Here is a 13,780-nt window from a genome sequence, read left to right as displayed (position 1 = left end):
TAACGGCCTACGGCGCGTCCTTCCCGACCTGGTCGGAGCTCTCCTCCTCGACCTCGGCCATCGCCGGGTCGAGCAGCCGGGACAGGAAGTGCCGGGTGCGCTCGTGGCGCGGGTCACCGATGACCTGTTCGGGGCTGCCGTCCTCGACGACGACGCCGCCGTCCATGAAGACGACCCGGTCGGCGACCTCCCGGGCGAAGGTCATCTCGTGGGTGACGACCATCATGGTCATGCCCTCCCGGGCGAGCCGGCGCATGACGGCGAGGACGTCCCCGACGAGTTCGGGGTCGAGCGCGGAGGTCGGCTCGTCGAAGAGCATGACCTCGGGGCCCATGGCGAGGGCGCGGGCGATGGCCACGCGCTGCTGCTGGCCGCCGGAGAGGGAGGACGGGTAGGCGTCCGCCTTCTCCGCGAGGCCGACCCGGGCCAGGTTCTCGGCGGCGATCCTCGCGGCGGTGGCCTTGTCCCGCCCGAGGACCCGGCGCTGCGGCAGCGTCAGGTTCCCGGTGACGTCCAGGTGCGGGAAGAGGTTGAACTGCTGGAAGACCATGCCGATGCGGCGGCGTACGGCGTCGATGTCGACGTCCGGGTCGGTGATCTCGGTGCCGGCGACGAAGACCCGCCCCTCGGTGGGCTCCTCCAGCAGGTTCACACAGCGCAGCAGGGTCGACTTGCCGGAGCCGGAGGGGCCGATGACGCAGACCACCTCGCCCTGGCCGATCTCCAGGTCGATGCCGCGCAGCACCTCGTTGTCGCCGAAGGACTTGCGCAGTGCGCGTACCTCGATCTCGGGGCGGGTCACCGGATCGCCTCCTGTGCCTTGGATTCCATGCGGCGCACGACGAAGCTCAGCGGGATGGTGACCAGCAGGTAGCACAGGCCGGCGACCAGGATCGGCGTGGAGTTGGCGGTCGTGCTCGCCAGGTCGCGGCCGAACTTGGACAGTTCCCGCTCCTCCAGGGTGACGCCGAGGAACAGCACCAGCGAGGAGTCCTTGAAGAGCAGGACGAGTTCGTTGGTGAGCGGCGGCAGGATGATGCGGAAGGCCTGCGGGACGACGATGGAGACCATGGCCTTCGCGGGCGAGAAGCCCAGCGAGCGGGCCGCCTCGGTCTGCCCCTTGGGCACGGCCTGGATGCCGGCCCGGATGGTCTCGGCCATGTAGGCCGCCGAGACCAGGCCGAGCGCGAGGGCGACCTTGCCGTAGGTGCCGCCCGGGATCTCGGTGCCGGGGAACGCCAGCGGCACGGCCACGCCGACGAAGATGAAGATCAGCAGGGCGGGCAGCCCGCGGAAGATCTCGATGTAGATGCCGGCGAGCCAGCGGTAGGGGCCCACGGAGGACAGCCGCATCAGCGCGATGAGCATGCCGAGGACGAGCCCGACGACGAAGCCGGACATCGTGTAGAGCACGGTGTTCTTCAGCGCCAGGGTGATGACGTCGGGGAACATCTGCTTGGCGATGCCCACCTGGGCGAACTGGTTGCGCAGCCGGCCCCAGTCCGCCGTGACCGCGAAGGCGATCACGGCGGCGGCGAAGACGGCGTACTGCGCGCCCCGGGACAGCGTGCGCCGCTGCCGCCGGGTCAGTCCCTTCTTCCTCGGGCCGAGCGGTGCGTCCGTGTCGCTCATGAGGCCGCGGGAGAGGCGACGGAGGCGTTGTACGGGCCGATCCACTTCTCGTAGATCTTCTTGTAGGTGCCGTCGGCCTTGGCGTCCTTGAGCGCCTTGTTGATGGCGTCGAGCAGCGCCTTGTTGCCCTTCTTGACCGTGAAGCCGTACTGCTCACCGGTCTTGAGGTTGTCGACGATCCGGAACTTGTCCGCGTTGGCCTTGTCCTTCAGCCAGCCCTGGACGACCGGGTAGTCGATGACGACGGCCTGGACCTGGCCGGTGCGCAGGCCGTTGAGGACCGCGTCGGAGGACTCGAAGGAGATCGGGTCGTACCCCTTGCCCTTGACGTAGTCCTCGCCGGTGGTCTGGGCCTGGGCACCCAGCTTCTTCCCCTTGGCCTTGACGTCGGCGAGCGAGTGGACGCCGCTGCCCTTGTCGACGAGGACGGCCTGGGTGGCCTCGAAGTAGGGGTCGGAGAAGGCGACGTTCTTCTTGCGCTCGGGCGTGATGGTCATGCCGGCGGCGGCCAGGTCGCACGTCCCGGAGTTGAGGAAGGCGCCCGTCTTGAAGTTCTCGAACGGCGTGTCGAGGATCTTCTGCGGGACGCCGAGGTCCTTGGCGACGAGGTCGATCAGGGAGACGTCGAAGCCCTGCACCTTGCCGTCGACCTCCGACTGGAACGGCGGGTAGGGCAGGTGGGTACAGGTGGTCAGCCGGCCGGCCTTGGCCAGGTGGACGCCCTTGACGGTGGTCTTGCCGCTCCCCCCGCCGTCGTCCGAGGAGCAGCCGGCGGCCACGAGCACGAGCCCGGCGGTCGCGGTGGTGGCAGCCAGGAGGCGGGTCCGGCGCCCGAGGAGCGTTGTCATGGGGGAATTCTCCTATGCGGGGACGAAGGGTTCCGATTATAAGGAAAGGTTGGGGTCTCTCAAATCAAACCGATGGCTTCGGGGCCGCCCGGCCTAGGAACTCACCGGTCGGGAGGGGGGCGGGAGCGGAGAGTTACGCTCGTCACGGCCGCCCTCCGGCGGCCCCCGTGGACCTCGTGAGCGAAGAGAGCACCGCTGTGACCCACCCCTTCCTCGACCTTCCCCCGCTGAGTGCCGAGCGCTTCGCCGCCATCGAGGACCGGGTGGCCCGGCTGCTGGACACCCGGCAGACCGTCCTGGTCACCCAGGGCGAGGCGCTGCTGCCGCTGGAGGGCGCGATCCGCGCGGCGGCCGGTGCGGGCACGGTGGCCCTGAACGTGATCACCGGCCCCTACGGGCAGACCTTCGGCGACTGGCTGCGGGACGCCGGCGCGACCGTGCACGACCTCCGTGTCCCCTTCCACACCGCGGTGACCGCCGCCCAGGTCCGCGAGGCGTTCGCGGAGCACCCGGAGATCGACTTCGTGTCCCTGGTGCACGCGGAGGCGGCGACGGGCAACACCAATCCGGTGGCGGAGATCGCCGGGGCGGTACGGGAGCAGGGCGCGCTGTTCTACCTGGACGCGGTGGCGTCGGTGGGCGCGGAGCCGGTGCTGCCGGACGCGTGGGGCGTGGACCTGTGCGTGATCGGGGCGCAGAAGGCGATGGGCGGCCCGGCGGGCGTGTCGGCGATCTCGGTGAGCGAGCGGGCGTGGGCCCGCATGGCCACCAACCCGAGCGCCCCGCGCCGCTCCTACCTGTCCCTGCTGGACTGGAAGGAGCGCTGGACCGACGCCGGCCGCAGGGCGCTGCCGCACGCGCCGGCCCAGCTGGAGATGCTGGCGCTGGAGGCGTGCCTGGAGCGGATCGAGTCGGCGGGCCCGGAGGCGGTGATGGCCCGGCACCGGGCCGCCGCGCTGGCCACGCGGGCCGGGGCGGTGGCGCTGGGCGGGGGCCTGGAACCGTACGTGTACGCGGAGCGGGACGCGGCGCCGGTCGCGACGACGCTGCGGGTGCCGCCGGGCGCGCCGGCCTCGGAGCTGGTGGCGGAGGCGCTGCGGTCGGACCCGGCGCTGCCCCTGGCCGCCGGCGGCGGGGCGCTCGCCGGGGAGATGGTCCGCGTCAACCACTACGGGCCGGACGCCACCGAGGACGCCGTCCGCGGCGCGCTGTCGGCGCTGGGCACGGCCATGGCCGCCCGGGGCCTGGCCGTGGACCCCGAGGGTGCCCGCCGGGCCGTGGCGGACGCCTGGCGCTAGCCCGCACGCTCCCGGGGGCTCCGCCCCCGGGGACACAGAATCCGGAATTCAATTCCCCTTCACCATTCCCGCCAATTCGACGGGCGATAGCTTCCGGTCTTCTCCTGCCCGATTTTCGCGAAGCCAAACAAGAGACTTTGCGATCGGATTCTTCGGGCGTTTCCGGGCTGTGACACAACCCACAAGCGGACCTTTTTGTCAGTATTTGACATAGGACATTCGGTGCATAACATAGAGGTGACCCTCCGTCACCTCCGTCACTCCCGTGCATTTCCTCATTCGCCTCGCTAAATTCGTGCCGCATGACTGCCGCACCCGCAGACCTGCTCATCGAACGGCCGGCGACGACAGACGGAGCCGCGCTCTGGCGTCTCGCCAAGGAATCGGAAACCCTCGACCTCAACTCCTCGTACAGCTATCTGCTGTGGTGCCGGGACTTCGCCGGCACCTCGGCGGTGGCGCGCGGTGCGGACGGGGAGCCGGTCGGTTTCGTCACCGGGTACGTGCGGCCGGACCACCCGCGGACCCTGGTCGTCTGGCAGGTGGCCGTCGACGCCGCCCACCAGGGCCGGGGCATCGCCGCCGCCCTGCTGGACGGCCTGGCCGCCCGGCTGGCCGCCGAGCGCGGCATCACCGGGCTGGAGACCACCATCAGCCCGGACAACACCGCCTCGGACCGCCTGTTCACCTCGTTCGCCGAACGGCACGGCGCGCGGATCACCCGCGAAGTGCTGTTCCCGGCCGAGTCGTTCCCCGACGGCCCGCACGAGCCCGAAGTCCTGTACCGCATAGGCCCGCTGACCGCGTCCACCGCCCACTGAGGAGCGATCCACCGTGACCATCACCCAGCCCGACCTCAGCGTCTTCGAGACCCTCGAGTCCGAGGTGCGCAGCTACTGCCGCGGCTGGCCCACCGTCTTCGACCGGGCGCAGGGCAGCCGGATGTTCGACGAGGACGGCCACGCGTACCTCGACTTCTTCGCCGGTGCCGGTTCGCTGAACTACGGCCACAACAACCCCGTCCTCAAACGGGCGTTGATCGACTACCTGGCGCGGGACGGCGTCACCCACGGCCTGGACATGTCCACCACGGCCAAGCGGTCGTTCCTCCAGACCTTCCAGGACCTGGTGCTGCGCCCGCGCGACCTGCCGTACAAGGTCATGTTCCCGGGCCCGACCGGCACCAACGCCGTCGAGTCCGCGCTGAAGCTGGCCCGCAAGGTGAAGGGGCGCGAGGCGATCGTGTCCTTCACCAACGCCTTCCACGGCATGTCGCTGGGCTCGCTCGCCGTCACCGGCAACGCCTTCAAGCGGGCCGGCGCCGGCGTGCCCCTGGTGCACGGCACCCCGATGCCGTTCGACAACTACTTCGACGGCCGGGTCCCGGACTTTTTGTGGTTCGAGCGGCTGCTGGAGGACCAGGGCTCCGGCCTGAACAAGCCCGCGGCGGTGATCGTGGAGACCGTGCAGGGCGAGGGCGGCATCAACGTCGCCCGGCCCGAGTGGCTGCGCGCGCTCAAGGAGCTGTGCGAGCGCCAGGACATGCTGCTGATCGTGGACGACATCCAGATGGGCTGCGGCCGCACCGGCGCGTTCTTCTCCTTCGAGGAGGCCGGCATCACGCCGGACATCGTCACCGTGTCCAAGTCGATCAGCGGCTACGGGCTGCCGATGTCGCTGTGCCTGTTCCGGCCCGAGCTGGACGTCTGGGAGCCGGGCGAGCACAACGGCACCTTCCGCGGCAACAACCCCGCCTTCGTCACCGCCACCGCCGCGCTGGAGGCCTACTGGGCCGACGGCGCGGCCATGGAGAAGCAGACGCGGACCCGGGGCGAGCAGGTCGAGCAGGCGCTGATCGCCATCACCGAGGAGAACCTCGCCGACGTGCGCGAGTACCGCGGGCGCGGCCTGGTGTGGGGCCTGGAGTTCCGCGACAGGGGGCGGGCCGGCCGGGTGGCCGCCCGCGCCTTCGAACTGGGGCTGCTCATCGAGACGTCCGGCCCGGAGAGCGAGGTCGTCAAGCTGCTGCCCGCGCTGACCATCACCCCGGAGGAGTTGGACGAGGGCCTGAGCGTCCTCGCCCGCGCCGTCCGGGAGACCGCCTGACCACCGAGGAGGAGACACCGCATGATCGTCCGATCGTTCCAGGACATCGAGGGCACCGACCGGCACGTCAGGGCGAAGTCCGGCACCTGGGAGAGCAAGCGCATCGTGCTCGCCGAGGAGCGCGTCGGCTTCTCCCTGCACGAGACCGTCCTGTACGCCGGCACCGAGACGTCGATGTGGTACGCCAATCACGTCGAGGCCGTCGTCTGCACCCGGGGCGAGGCCGAACTGACCGACCAGGAGACCGGGACGACGTACACGATCACCCCCGGCACCATGTACCTCCTCGACGGGCACGAGCGGCACACACTGCGCGTCAAGGACGACTTCCACTGCATCTGCGTGTTCAACCCGCCGGTGACCGGACGGGAGGACCACGACGAGAACGGCGTCTACCCGCTTCTCACCGAGCCCGAGGAGGTGTGACCCGCGATGACCGACGCGCCCCTCATCGACCTGTACCCCACGCGCGGGACCGGCGAGGTCCTCTCGCCCCGCCAGGACCCCGTCGTGTGGGGCGCCCCGGACACCCCGGGCCCCGTCACGGCCGCCGACCTCCAGGCGTACGAGCGGGACGGCTTCCTCACCGTCGACCGGCTCATCACCCCGGACGAGGTCGAGGTCTACCGGCGTGAGCTGGAACGGCTGGTCGCCGACCCGGCGGTCCGCGCCGACGAGCGCGCCGTCGTCGAGCCGCGGGGCGAGGAGATCCGCTCGGTCTTCGAGGTGCACCGGATCAGCGAGGTCTTCGCCGGGCTCGTGCGCGATCCTCGGGTGGTCGGCCGGGCCCGGCAGATCCTCGGCTCGGACGTGTACGTCCACCAGTCCCGGATCAACGTCAAGCCCGGCTTCGGCGCCGGCGGCTTCTACTGGCACTCCGACTTCGAGACCTGGCACGCCGAGGACGGCCTGCCGAACATGCGCACGGTGTCCGTCTCGATCGCGCTGACCGAGAACCACGACACCAACGGCGGCCTGATGATCATGCCCGGTTCGCACCGGACGTTCCTGGGCTGCGCCGGTGCCACGCCCGAGGACAACTACAAGAGGTCGCTGCGGATGCAGGACGCGGGCACCCCGTCGGACGAGGCGCTGACCGCGCTGGCGGGCGAGCACGGCATCCGCCTGTTCACCGGCGCGGCCGGGTCGGCGACCTGGTTCGACTGCAACTGCATGCACGGCTCCGGCGACAACATCACGCCGTTCCCGCGCAGCAACGTCTTCATCGTGTTCAACAGCGTGGAGAACACGGCGGTGGAGCCGTTCGCGGCGCCAACACGCCGTCCGGAGTTCGTCGGGGCGCGGGACTTCACCCCCGTGCGCTGACCTCCGGGACCACCGACCGGGCCGGGGCCCCCTCCCGTGGGACGGGCGGGCCCCGGCCCCGTCGTGTCAGCCGGCCAGTGCCGTCAGCAGGCGGTCCACGTCGCCGGCGGTGTTGTAGAGGTGGAAGGCCGCGCGCAGGTTGCCGGCGCGGTCGGAGACCTCGATGCCCGCCTCGCTCAGCTCCTGCTGCCGGCCGCCCAGCCCGGGGACGGAGACGATCGCCGAGCCGGGCGCCGGCAGGGGCTCGTGCCCGAGGTCCGCGAGGCCGGCCCGGAACCGGTCGGCGAGCCCGACGGCGTGCGCGTGCACGGCGGACAGCCCCAGTTCCTCGATGAGTTCGAGCGAGTGACGCAGCCCGGTGTAGCTGAACAGGGCGTGGGTCAGGTCGAACCGGCGCGCGGACCGGGCGAGTTCGCCCACGGGTCCGTAACAGCTGTCCCACGGCACCTCCGCCGCGACCCAGCCCGCCAGGATGGGGACGAGCCCGCCGAAGTCCTCGGGGACCGTGAGGAAGGCCGCGCCGTTCGGACCGAGGAGCCACTTGTAGGCGACGGAGACGGTGAAGTCGTACGCGCCGGCGTCCACCGGCAGCCAGCCGGCGGCCTGGGAGAAGTCGACGTAGGTGCGGGCGCCGTGGGCGCGGGCGGCCTCGCGCAGGGCGGGCAGGTCGGCGAGCCGGCCGTCGGCGGACTGGACGGCGCTGACCGCGACGAGCGCGGTGCTCGGCCGGACCGACGCGGCGATCCGCTCCAGCGGGACGGCACGGACCTTGAGGTCGCCGCGGACGTGGAAGGGGTTCAGCACCGACGTGAAGTCGTCCTCGGCCGTGAGGACCTCCGCGCCGGCGGGCAGCGACGCGGCGATCACCCCGGTGTGCGCGGCGACGGAGGCGCCGGCCGCGACGCGGTTGCCGGGGACACCGACGAGCCGGGCGTAGGCGGCCCGGGACGCCTCCACGTCGTCGTACAGCGGGAGCAGCGGCCGACCCTCGGCGCGCAGCAGCGCCGCGGCCTGGAGGGCGGCGACGGTGCGCGCGGGCAGCAGGCCGTTGCTCGCGGTGTTGAGGTAGATGCTCTTGGGGCCGAACTCGGCGCGGACGAGGCTCAGGAACGTCTCCGTGGTCTCCATGCCACCACTCTGCGGCTCCTCGCGGCCCCCGTCCACGGAGAATGTCCGCGCCGGTCCGCCCGACCGCCCCGGTACCCGGCGGGTGCTTCCTCAGCCGTGGGTGGGCGGGGCGCACGCGTCCGGGCCGCAGACCGCGGCGTCCTGCCCGCCGGCCGGCTCCGGCACGGAACGCTCGCCCCACGCCTGGGCGAGGGCCTGGGCGAAGACCTCGGCGCTCTGGGCGCCGGAGACGCCGTAGGCGCGGTCGAGGACGAAGAACGGCACGCCGGTGGCGCCGAGCCGGGCGGCCTCACGCTCGTCGGCGCGCACCTCCTCGGCGTACGCGCCGGGGTCGGCGAGGACCTCCCGGGCCCGGTCGGCGTCGAGTCCCGCCTCGGCGGCCAGCTCCACCAGGCGTTCGTCGCCCTCGGTGAACAGGGACCGCTCCTCGGCGAAGTTGGCCCGGTACAGGAGGGCGAGGAGTTCGTCCCGGCGGCCCTTCTCTGCGGCGAAGTGCAGCAGACGGTGCAGGTCGAAGGTGTTGCCGTGGTCGCGGCCCCGGGTGCGGTAGGCCAGGCCCTCGGCGGCGGCGAGGGCGCCGAGGTTGTCCTCCCCTGCCTCGGCCTGCGCCTGGCTCATCCCGTACTTCCGGGTGAGCATCGTGAGCACCGGCTGCGTGTCGCCCTTGGCCCGGTCCGGGTCCAGTTCGAAGGAGCGGTGCACCACCTCGACCCGGTCGCGGTGCGGGAAGGCGGCCAGCGCCTTGTCGAAGCGGGCCTTGCCCACGTAGCACCACGGGCAGGCGATGTCGCTCCAGATCTCGACGCGCATGTCTTCGGCTCTCTCCGGTTCGTACGGGTGCGGGGACGCTCCCCGACCAGTACGTGAACCTTCAAGCAGCCGCTCTCATTCCCGGTCCGGCACGGAGAGGCACAGGTAGCGGTGGTGGTCGTCGGGCGCCGGCGGCCGGGCGGGGTCGGGGAGCCAGCCCCGGCGGGCGTAGAAGGCCTGGGCGCGGTGGTTGTCCACGTGGACGTCGAGGACGGCCAGCCGCCGGCCGTCGGCACGCCAGCGCTCGACGCAGGCCGCGTGCAGCGCCGTACCGATGCCGGAGCGCCAGTGGCCGGGGTCGACGTGGAACTGGAACAGCTTCACGGTGTCCGCCGGGCCGTCCGGCGGGGGGCGGAAGGAGGCCACGGCGGTGATCACGCCGCGGTCCACGACGCACAGCACCTGCCCGTCGGGGCGCTCGACCGCGCCGCGCCAGGCGGCGGTCCAGTCGGTGCCGTCGTCCGGGAGGCCGTCGGGGTAGTACGTCGAGCGGGCCCGGTGGTGCAGCGCGGCGATGGTCCCGGCCTCGGCGGTCAGCGCGGTCCGGATCACCCGGCCCCCGGTCGCACGGTCATCGATCATGCAGCGGAGGACGCGGACGGCAGCGCCCCGGTTCCGCCGGGCCGGCCGAACCGGGCCCGGTAGGCGCTCGGGGTGAGGCCGGTGCGGCGGACCAGGTGGCCGCGCAGCGAGTCGGCGGTGCCGAGACCGCAGGCGGCGGCCACCTGGTCCATGCGCAGGGTCGTGCGCGCGCCGCGCTCCGAGCGCCGGCCGGCACCGCTGGACCTGCCCGGGCAGCTGACGGCCGTGGTCGCCCTGACCGCGCTGACGTTCGCGGTGATCGAGGGCGGGACGACGGGGATCGCGGCCTTCGCCGTGGCCGTCGCCGCGGCCGTGCTGTTCGTCCGGACCGAGGCACGGCAGCCGCACCCGGTCGTCCCGCTCGGACTGTTCCGCGACCGGGCGGTGCGGGTGGCGGTCGCGGCGGGGGCGGCGTGCAGCGTGGCGTTCTACGGGACGGTGTTCCTGCTCTCCCTCTTCTTCCAGCGGGTGCAGGGCCGTTCGGCGCTCTACGCCGGGCTGGTGTTCCTGCCGATGTCGGCGCTGATCGCGGTGACGAACGTGGTGGCCGGAAAGCTGGCGGGACGCTACGGCCCGCGCCTGCCCCTGCTGGTGGGCCAGGCGCTCGCCACGGCGGGCCTGCTGGGTCTGCTGTACGTCGACGCCGGCACGTCCGCCGCCGTGGTGGCCGTGCTCCTCGTCCCGCTGGCCCTCGGTTGCGCGCTGACCGTCCCGCCGCTGACGGTGGTGATGATGGAGGCGGTGCCGGCCGAGCGGGCCGGCCTGGCGGCGGGAGTGCTCAACGCTGCCCGGCAGGTGGGCGGCGGGCTGGGGATCGCGGTCTTCGGAACGCTGGTGTCGGGAGGTTTCGTCGCGGGGATGCGGGCGAGCCTGGCCGGTTCCGCGGCCCTGTTCGCCCTCACCTTCGTCCTCGGCTGCCGCCTGGGACGCGGCCCGGCCGACTCCTGAGGGACGCGGGCCCCGCTCGTCGGGGCCCGCGCCCGCGGTCAGCGCTCCAGGGCCCCGTCGAACCGGCGGGGAAGGCCCAGGGGGTTGTCGTCACGGAGTTCCGCCGGCAGCAGCGCCTCCGGCGCGTTCTGGTAGGCGACCGGCCGCAGCCAGCGTTCGACGGCCGTGCCGCCGACCGAGGTGGACGTGGAGGTGGTCGCCGGGTACGGACCGCCGTGGTGCTGGGCCGGTGCCACGGCCACCCCCGTCGGCCAGCCGTTGACCAGCACCCGCCCGGCCAGCGGGGTCAGCGCGGCGAGCAGCTCCGGCCCCCGGCCGTGGCCGGCGGCCTCCTCGGCGGACACCTGGACGGTCGCCGTCAGGTTGCCCGGCAGCCTGGACAGCACCGCCGTCGCCTCGCCGTCGTCCTCGTACCGCACCACCACGGTGACCGGTCCGAAGCACTCCTCCAGCAGCAGGTCGTGCGCCCCCTCCTCGGTGAGCCGGCTCGCCGGCACGGTGAGGAACCCGGGGCTGACCGTGTGCGCGTCGCCCGGGCCGGGCTCCACCGGGGACTCCACGCCCTCCAGGCCGGCCCGCTCCCGCACCCCGGCGACGAAGTTGTCCCGCATGCGGTGGTCGAGCAGCACGCCGGCCCCGGCGTCGCCGACGGCGGCGGCCAGGGACTTCACCAGCCGGTCGCCGCCCGTGCCGGACGGCACCAGCACCAGGCCGGGCTTGACGCAGAACTGGCCGGTGCCGAGGGTCATCGACCCGGCGAGACCGCCGCCGATCTCCTCGGCCCGCTCGGCCGCGGCGGCCTCGGTGACCAGGACGGGGTTGAGCGAGCCGAGTTCGCCGTGGAACGGGATCGGCACGGGACGCGCGGCGGCGGCGTCGAACAGCGCCCGGCCGCCGCGTACCGAACCGGTGAAGCCGGCCGCGGCGACCAGCGGGTGCCGGATCAGCTCGATGCCCGCCTCGAAGCCGTGCACGAGACCGACGACGCCCTCGGGGACGCCGTGCCCGGCGGCGGCCCGGCGCAGCACCCCGGCGACCAGCTCGGACAGGGCCGGGTGGTCGGGGTGCGCCTTGACGACGACCGGGCAGCCCGCGGCCAGCGCGCTCGCGGTGTCCCCGCCGGCGACGGAGAAGGCGAACGGGAAGTTGGACGCGGAGTAGACGGCGACGACCCCGAGCGGGACCTTGTAGCGCCGCAGGTCCGGGACGGGCGGGGTCGCGGTGTCGTCGGGGTGGTCGATGATGACGTCCAGGAAGGCGCCCTCGTCGACGATGCCGGCGAAGGCCCTCAGCTGGTAGGCGGTGCGGGCGAGTTCGCCGGTGAGGCGGGCCGGGCCGAGCGCGGTCTCGGCGTCGGCGGTCTCCACCAGGGCGTCCCGGGCCGCCTCCAGGCCATCGGCGGCCGAACGCAGGAAGGCGGCGCGGACCGCACGGTCGGCGAGGGCGTCGCGCGCGGCGCTCGCCGCCCGGACCGCCGCGTCCACCTCCTGGGCCGTGGCCTCCACCGCGACCTGTTCGCGCTGCTTCCCGGTGCGCGGGTCGACACTCCAGACTGGTGCTGCTGCCACCGCGGGTCCCTCCAGTTAAGGCCGCATTACGGGGTCAACCATCGAGTGCGTTCGATATACTGAACGCTGTCTCTGATGATGAATACGCTGCTCGGAGACTATTTCCCGGCGATTGAAGGGGTCAAGCGCGATGTCGGCTGGCGAGACAGGCGGGGCGCAGGTCAAGTCCGCGGTACGGACGGTCGAACTGCTGGAGTACTTCGCCGGCAAGCCCGGCATGCACTCCCTCGCGGCCGTCCAGGAGGCGGTGGGGTACCCCAAGTCCAGCCTGTACATGCTGCTGCGCACCCTCGTGGAGCTGGGCTGGGTGGAGACCGACGCGACGGGCACGCGGTACGGCATCGGGGTGCGGGCGCTGCTGGTCGGCACGTCGTACATCGACGGCGACGAGGTGGTGGCCGCCGCCCGCCCGACCCTGGACCGCCTCTCGGACGACACCACGGAGACCATCCACCTGGCCCGGCTCGACGGCACCAACGTCGTCTACCTCGCCACCCGCCAGTCCCAGCACTACCTGCGCCCCTTCACCCGGGTCGGCCGCCGGCTGCCCGCCCACTCCACCTCCCTGGGCAAGGCCATCCTCGCCACCTGCACCGACGAGCAGGTCCGCGCGCTGCTGCCGCGGACGCTGCCCGCGCTCACCGAGCACACCGTCACCGACCGGGAACGGCTGATCGAGGAACTGCACCAGGTCCGGGAGCAGGGGTTCGCGGTCGACCGCGAGGAGAACACGCTGGGTCTGCGCTGCTTCGGCGTGGCGATCCCGTACCGCACCCCGGCGCGGGACGCCATCAGCTGCTCGGTGCCGGTGGCCCGGCTGACCCCCGCCCACGAACAGCTGATCAAGGACGCGCTGTTCGACGCGCGGGACCGGCTGGCGCTGGCGACCCGCAGGCTCTGAGCCCACCGGCGCCCGAAGCCCCGGGCCCCCGCCGAGTCCGTCGACCCCGCGCGCCCGCGGGGCCGTAGGCTCGGACCCCATGAAGATCGTGCTGCGCGCTGTCGAGGACGACGACCTGCCGGTGTTCTTCCGGCACATGACCGACCCGGAGTCCCTGCGGATGGCCGCCTTCGGCCCCGACGACCACGGCGACCGGGCCGCCTTCGACACCTGGTGGCAGCGGCTCCGGGCGTCCGACGCCGTGTGCCGCACCGTGCTCGCCGACGGACGGGTGGTCGGCAACACGGTCGTCTACGGGGAGCCGGGCGGGCGCGAGGTGACGTACTGGATCGACCGCGCCGACTGGGGCCGGGGGCTGGCGACGGCGGCCCTGGGGGCGCTGCTCGCCGAGGTCCCCGAACGGCCGCTGTACGCGCGGGCCGCGGCGGACAACGCCGGCTCGCTGCGGGTGCTGGCCAAGTGCGGCTTCCGGGAGACGGCCCGGGCCCAGGGGTTCGCCAACGCGCGGGGCCACGAGATCGAGGAGGTCGTCCTCGTCCTGGCGGGCACGGCACCGGCCCCGGGCATGAACGGGGCATGAGAAAGCAGGGCGTACGGGAACGATCGCCCCGCCCCGCTCGTCTTCCGGACGGG

The 13,780-nt window shown here is 72.8% G+C and carries 14 protein-coding genes and 2 pseudogenes; 8 read left to right on the top strand and 8 right to left on the bottom strand.

Translation table 11 applies throughout. The annotated features are described in order from the left end of the window. Nucleotides 1–7: 7 nt before the first annotated feature. The 3 genes from ACIQVT_RS33270 to ACIQVT_RS33260 are packed head-to-tail and all read right to left on the bottom strand — an operon-like array spanning nucleotide 8 to nucleotide 2,480. Nucleotides 8–802 (bottom strand): amino acid ABC transporter ATP-binding protein, encoded by a 795-nt coding sequence (locus ACIQVT_RS33270; RefSeq protein ID WP_403762947.1) that lies wholly within the window; start codon nucleotides 800–802, stop codon nucleotides 8–10. Continuing rightward, nucleotides 799–1,632: an amino acid ABC transporter permease gene (locus tag ACIQVT_RS33265; protein WP_403762944.1), complete on the bottom strand. Its 834-nt coding sequence runs from the start codon at nucleotides 1,630–1,632 to the stop codon at nucleotides 799–801. The genes ACIQVT_RS33270 and ACIQVT_RS33265 overlap by 4 nt, the downstream gene beginning before the upstream one ends. After that, nucleotides 1,629–2,480, bottom strand: coding sequence for a transporter substrate-binding domain-containing protein (locus ACIQVT_RS33260; protein ID WP_403762941.1), 852 nt, complete (start codon nucleotides 2,478–2,480; stop codon nucleotides 1,629–1,631). The genes ACIQVT_RS33265 and ACIQVT_RS33260 overlap by 4 nt, the downstream gene beginning before the upstream one ends. 197 nt (nucleotides 2,481–2,677) lie before the next feature. On the opposite strand from ACIQVT_RS33260, the gene ACIQVT_RS33255 reads away from it, so the two are divergent. The 5 genes from ACIQVT_RS33255 (at nucleotide 2,678) to thpD (ending at nucleotide 7,210) form a co-directional block, all read left to right on the top strand. Then, nucleotides 2,678–3,778, top strand: coding sequence for an aminotransferase class V-fold PLP-dependent enzyme (locus tag ACIQVT_RS33255; RefSeq protein WP_403763141.1), 1,101 nt, complete (start codon nucleotides 2,678–2,680; stop codon nucleotides 3,776–3,778). Nucleotides 3,779–4,080: 302 nt separating this feature from the next. Further along, nucleotides 4,081–4,599: a diaminobutyrate acetyltransferase gene (gene ectA / locus ACIQVT_RS33250; protein ID WP_403762938.1), complete on the top strand. Its 519-nt coding sequence runs from the start codon at nucleotides 4,081–4,083 to the stop codon at nucleotides 4,597–4,599. Between the two features lie 13 nt (nucleotides 4,600–4,612). Beyond that, nucleotides 4,613–5,884, top strand: coding sequence for a diaminobutyrate--2-oxoglutarate transaminase (gene ectB / locus ACIQVT_RS33245; protein ID WP_403762935.1), 1,272 nt, complete (start codon nucleotides 4,613–4,615; stop codon nucleotides 5,882–5,884). Between the two features lie 21 nt (nucleotides 5,885–5,905). Beyond that, nucleotides 5,906–6,310: an ectoine synthase gene (locus ACIQVT_RS33240; protein WP_403762932.1), complete on the top strand. Its 405-nt coding sequence runs from the start codon at nucleotides 5,906–5,908 to the stop codon at nucleotides 6,308–6,310. A 6-nt stretch (nucleotides 6,311–6,316) separates the two neighbouring features. Beyond that, the gene (thpD, locus tag ACIQVT_RS33235; protein WP_403762929.1) at nucleotides 6,317–7,210 is read left to right on the top strand and encodes an ectoine hydroxylase; all 894 of its coding nucleotides are present in this window, start codon (nucleotides 6,317–6,319) and stop codon (nucleotides 7,208–7,210) included. A gap of 66 nt (nucleotides 7,211–7,276) precedes the next feature. Here the strand turns inward: thpD and ACIQVT_RS33230 are convergent, their stop codons facing one another. The 4 genes and pseudogenes from ACIQVT_RS33230 to ACIQVT_RS33215 all read right to left on the bottom strand — a co-directional run. Next, entirely contained in the window at nucleotides 7,277–8,338 is a 1,062-nt protein-coding gene (locus ACIQVT_RS33230; protein ID WP_403762925.1) for an aminotransferase class V-fold PLP-dependent enzyme, read from the bottom strand. Nucleotides 8,339–8,428: 90 nt separating this feature from the next. Then, nucleotides 8,429–9,148: a DsbA family oxidoreductase gene (locus tag ACIQVT_RS33225; protein WP_403762923.1), complete on the bottom strand. Its 720-nt coding sequence runs from the start codon at nucleotides 9,146–9,148 to the stop codon at nucleotides 8,429–8,431. A gap of 75 nt (nucleotides 9,149–9,223) precedes the next feature. Continuing rightward, on the bottom strand, nucleotides 9,224–9,730 hold the full coding sequence (locus ACIQVT_RS33220; RefSeq protein WP_403762918.1) for a GNAT family N-acetyltransferase: 507 nt from the start codon (nucleotides 9,728–9,730) through the stop codon (nucleotides 9,224–9,226). Further along, nucleotides 9,727–9,918, bottom strand: a pseudogene (locus tag ACIQVT_RS33215) (AraC family transcriptional regulator); the annotation flags it as partial. The pseudogene ACIQVT_RS33215 and the gene ACIQVT_RS33220, both read right to left, overlap by 4 nt. On the opposite strand from ACIQVT_RS33215, the pseudogene ACIQVT_RS33210 reads away from it, so the two are divergent. Continuing rightward, a pseudogene (locus ACIQVT_RS33210) lies at nucleotides 9,890–10,678 on the top strand (MFS transporter); the annotation flags it as partial. The pseudogenes ACIQVT_RS33215 and ACIQVT_RS33210 sit on opposite strands and share 29 nt — an antisense overlap. 38 nt (nucleotides 10,679–10,716) lie before the next feature. Here ACIQVT_RS33210 and ACIQVT_RS33205 read toward each other — a convergent pair. After that, complete coding sequence (locus ACIQVT_RS33205) at nucleotides 10,717–12,246, bottom strand: aldehyde dehydrogenase (NADP(+)) (protein WP_403762915.1); 1,530 nt, start codon at nucleotides 12,244–12,246, stop codon at nucleotides 10,717–10,719. A 130-nt stretch (nucleotides 12,247–12,376) separates the two neighbouring features. On the opposite strand from ACIQVT_RS33205, the gene ACIQVT_RS33200 reads away from it, so the two are divergent. Next, entirely contained in the window at nucleotides 12,377–13,147 is a 771-nt protein-coding gene (locus ACIQVT_RS33200; RefSeq protein ID WP_403762912.1) for an IclR family transcriptional regulator, read from the top strand. A gap of 79 nt (nucleotides 13,148–13,226) precedes the next feature. After that, entirely contained in the window at nucleotides 13,227–13,727 is a 501-nt protein-coding gene (locus ACIQVT_RS33195; protein ID WP_403762909.1) for a GNAT family N-acetyltransferase, read from the top strand. Nucleotides 13,728–13,780: the final 53 nt, after the last annotated feature.

Source organism: Streptomyces sp. NPDC100445 (assembly GCF_044759735.1).
Taxonomy (GTDB): Bacteria; Actinomycetota; Actinomycetes; order Streptomycetales; family Streptomycetaceae; genus Streptomyces.
The sequence above is the reverse complement of the archived record's forward strand: the minus strand, read 5'-3'. Positions and strand labels throughout refer to the sequence as shown.

Coding starts and splice junctions, on each gene's coding strand:
- ACIQVT_RS33265 (WP_403762944.1), bottom strand. CDS start 1,632: ATGAGCGACACGGACGCACCGCTCGGCCCGAGGAAGAAGGGACTGACC.
- ACIQVT_RS33195 (WP_403762909.1), top strand. CDS start 13,227: ATGAAGATCGTGCTGCGCGCTGTCGAGGACGACGACCTGCCGGTGTTC.
- ACIQVT_RS33230 (WP_403762925.1), bottom strand. CDS start 8,338: ATGGAGACCACGGAGACGTTCCTGAGCCTCGTCCGCGCCGAGTTCGGC.
- ACIQVT_RS33225 (WP_403762923.1), bottom strand. CDS start 9,148: ATGCGCGTCGAGATCTGGAGCGACATCGCCTGCCCGTGGTGCTACGTG.
- ACIQVT_RS33240 (WP_403762932.1), top strand. CDS start 5,906: ATGATCGTCCGATCGTTCCAGGACATCGAGGGCACCGACCGGCACGTC.
- ACIQVT_RS33200 (WP_403762912.1), top strand. CDS start 12,377: ATGTCGGCTGGCGAGACAGGCGGGGCGCAGGTCAAGTCCGCGGTACGG.
- ACIQVT_RS33260 (WP_403762941.1), bottom strand. CDS start 2,480: ATGACAACGCTCCTCGGGCGCCGGACCCGCCTCCTGGCTGCCACCACC.
- ACIQVT_RS33220 (WP_403762918.1), bottom strand. CDS start 9,730: ATGATCGATGACCGTGCGACCGGGGGCCGGGTGATCCGGACCGCGCTG.
- thpD (WP_403762929.1), top strand. CDS start 6,317: ATGACCGACGCGCCCCTCATCGACCTGTACCCCACGCGCGGGACCGGC.
- ectA (WP_403762938.1), top strand. CDS start 4,081: ATGACTGCCGCACCCGCAGACCTGCTCATCGAACGGCCGGCGACGACA.